This window comes from Erythrobacter sp. RANMB8, assembly GCF_056848235.1.
Genome location: NZ_JBREHG010000025.1, coordinates 1 through 2,776, shown reverse-complemented (window position 1 = coordinate 2,776; position 2,776 = coordinate 1). Strand labels below are relative to the sequence as shown.

At 56.6% G+C, this 2,776-nt stretch carries 3 protein-coding genes; all 3 read left to right on the top strand.

What is annotated here, in order from left to right; all coding sequences use genetic code 11:
* Window positions 1-1,273, top strand: a 1,273-nt coding sequence (locus ACU0AG_RS16020) for a site-specific integrase (RefSeq protein WP_482783261.1), incomplete at its 5' end; no start/stop codon positions are given.
* Window positions 1,274-1,366: 93 nt separating this feature from the next.
* Window positions 1,367-2,158, top strand: a complete 792-nt coding sequence (locus ACU0AG_RS16015) for a hypothetical protein (RefSeq protein ID WP_482783260.1) — start codon at window positions 1,367-1,369, stop codon at window positions 2,156-2,158.
* A complete protein-coding gene (locus ACU0AG_RS16010; RefSeq protein WP_482783259.1) occupies window positions 2,155-2,769 on the top strand; it encodes a type II toxin-antitoxin system VapC family toxin in 615 nt (204 codons plus the stop codon). The genes ACU0AG_RS16015 and ACU0AG_RS16010 overlap by 4 nt, the downstream gene beginning before the upstream one ends.
* Window positions 2,770-2,776 lie beyond the last annotated feature (7 nt).

Sequence of the window (2,776 nt, the reverse complement as noted above, 5' to 3'; positions counted from 1 at the left end):
CGCCATCAGGTTGAGCCGAAAAGTGGCTGCCCAGATCGATGCGATGTTCGAGGCGAAGCGTGTTGAGATCGGCTTGAGGGCCGAGCATCGATTGCTTGCTTCACCGTCAGTGCCCGCGACAGTCGAGAAGACGATTGAGCGACGATCTGAGAAAGCGTCCGCCAAGACGATGGGGCCGACGCTCTCGCAGGTCTATGACCGATATCTCGCTGACCCGACGAAGCGGCGATCAGCGCGGACGATGCTTGCGCACCAGACCACGCGACGGGTTGTGGAGGATGTTCTCGGAGCCGACAAACCCCTTGCGAGCATCACTCGCGACCAGTGTCGCGACCTGCTCGAAACCTTGCGCTGGCTGCCCGTCAACATGGCTCAGAAGTTCGGCGACGTTCGTATCCGTGACGCGGCCAAGGCCGCGATGGCCGACCGCTCGATCCGCACCATCAACGCCACTAACCTCAATGCCTACATGGCGCGCTTCGCGACCATGATGAACTGGGCGGTCGCTGAGGAACTCATCGGACGCAACCCTGCGCGGGGACTCCAGATCGCTGAGACCGTGCACCCTCAGGATCGCCGTAAGCCTTTTGAGACGTGGCAGCTTCAGCGCATCTTCAATGCGCCGATCTTCACAGGCTGCAAGGACGAGCAGAACGGGTATTCGGTTGTCGGCACCCACATTGCTCAGGGTGCGCGCTTCTGGGTTCCGCTCATCTGCCTGTTCTCAGGCATGCGCCTTAATGAGGCGTGCCAGTTGGATGTCACTGACGTTCGAGAAATTGAGGGCGTGCTGTGCTTCGTTATAAGCGAGAAGAGCCTCGTCGGCACGCGTGACAAATCTCTCAAGACCGCATCGAGTGAGCGGATTGTCCCCGCCCATCCTGAATTGCTGGCTATCGGGCTCGCTGCATTCGTAGAACGCAAACGGAACGAAGGTGCGCTGAAGCTCTTCGATGACCTCCCTCTCGGGAAACGGGGCTTCCGATCCGTGGCCTTCTCCCGCTGGTTCACGAGATTCTTGGACCGCATCGACGCATCAACCGACCTGACTTGCTTTCACTCATTTCGCCACGGCTTCCGCGACGCATGCCGCAACGCTCAGATTGACAGAGATGTCGCGCTTCGCCTCGGGGGCTGGATTACAGGCGGCTCGCACAGCGAGACCGCCGATGATTATGGGTCTGGCTACCGCCCTCAGGTGTTGTTTGAAGCAATTTCGGCGATCAGATTTTCTTCGCTCGACCTTTCACACCTCAAGGATCGGGCGGGATAGGTGATCAGGTTTGGAGCCTTGAGATGTTCAATACATTAGGGATTCACATGCTAGATCGCTTCGGCTATCGCAGCGGAGACGAGGGTAACGAATGTGGATGGGCTCGGACCAAAGCAGATCGAACTGAAGCTGCACGGTCTGGTCCGCGAGGATCATGGCCGAGTTCCCGGGCGTCTGTTTGCGACAAAGCTGACCCAGCTTATTTCGGCGCTTGAAGCGGCTGACGAAGCCGCAAACGGCGACATGATCCATGACTATGTGCTTGCGAACATGCACATGTCCGAGCCTACGGCGATCTTGAGTGAAATCCCCAGAGATGCCGACAGAAGCGGGACGTCTGCAATTCCAATTTTCAACGATGCGGTTGAAGGCGTCAAAGTTCATGACACCTCCCGTATAGCTCGATTTTCTAAAGTCGTCAGAAGGATTAGCGCTCTTACGGGAGGAGCCGAAACTCGCTTCGGTTTCGCGGAGATACGAACCACAAACGAAGTCGTTCGGGTTGACGATTTCCTCCGCAAGCGCGCTCTTGATGCGAGACGTGGCACGAAAGGCCCCTATTACGAGGGAGTAGCGTTCGGCTCCTTCGACGGCGTTCTTGCGTATGTCGATGCTCGTGGTGCGGTGCCTCAGATCAAGCTCACTCTCAGTGCTGGCGGACATGAGATCGATTGCGTTTGCCGTCGAGAAGACATCGAAGCCCTTGGGGCCTCGCTTAGCCACCGTGTGAGGGTCCACGGCAAGTGCATATACAATTCGGCTTCGGCTCTTCCGATCCGCGTCGAAGTCACCTCTATTGACGCAGTGAAGCAGGATGCGGACATCTCACGATGGGTTGGCTCTTTCCGTCCTTTCGATATCGATAGCTGGGACGGCGACGCATGATCGGAAAGAACCTCTTCTGGGACTCATGTGTATTCATCCGCTACATCACGCAGGATGATACACAACCGCACTACGCGGACATATGCCGCTTTGTTGCTGAGGCAAAAGCTGGGAAGCGAAAGATATTCTTTTCAACCATCACACTTGCAGAGTTCAGACAAGAACACTTCATCGGTTCGCCTTTTGGATCGGCCAAGGACTTCCTCGACGATATGGGTGCAGCGTGTATTCCCATTGAACCGAACCCCAACGTGATGATTGCCGCAGGAGAACTCCGAAGCGCTAAGTCCACCAATCCGGGGGATCCCAATCCGCCAGCGCAGCGGTCAATCGCAACACCTGACGCAATCATTCTGACGACATGCCTGTTCGCCAAAGATCATCTCGGTATCGACGATATCGTGCTTCACTCTACGGACGAGGGCAGAGGCAAGAATTGGTATGGTCGGGCAGTTCCGATTATTGGCTTTGAGCGATGGTTCCCGGAGGCAACTCGGACCGATATCGTGAAGCAAGTCTGCGGACTTCCTAAGGAGAAGCCAATCCATCCGGAACCCACGCTGGAGGGGATTGTGCACCATGTCGATTTCTCACGAGGCAAAGGCGCATAGTCTAACA

Excerpts from the sequence above, each read along its gene's own strand:
- ACU0AG_RS16010 (WP_482783259.1), top strand. The coding sequence starts at position 2,155 with ATGATCGGAAAGAACCTCTTCTGGGACTCATGTGTATTCATCCGCTAC.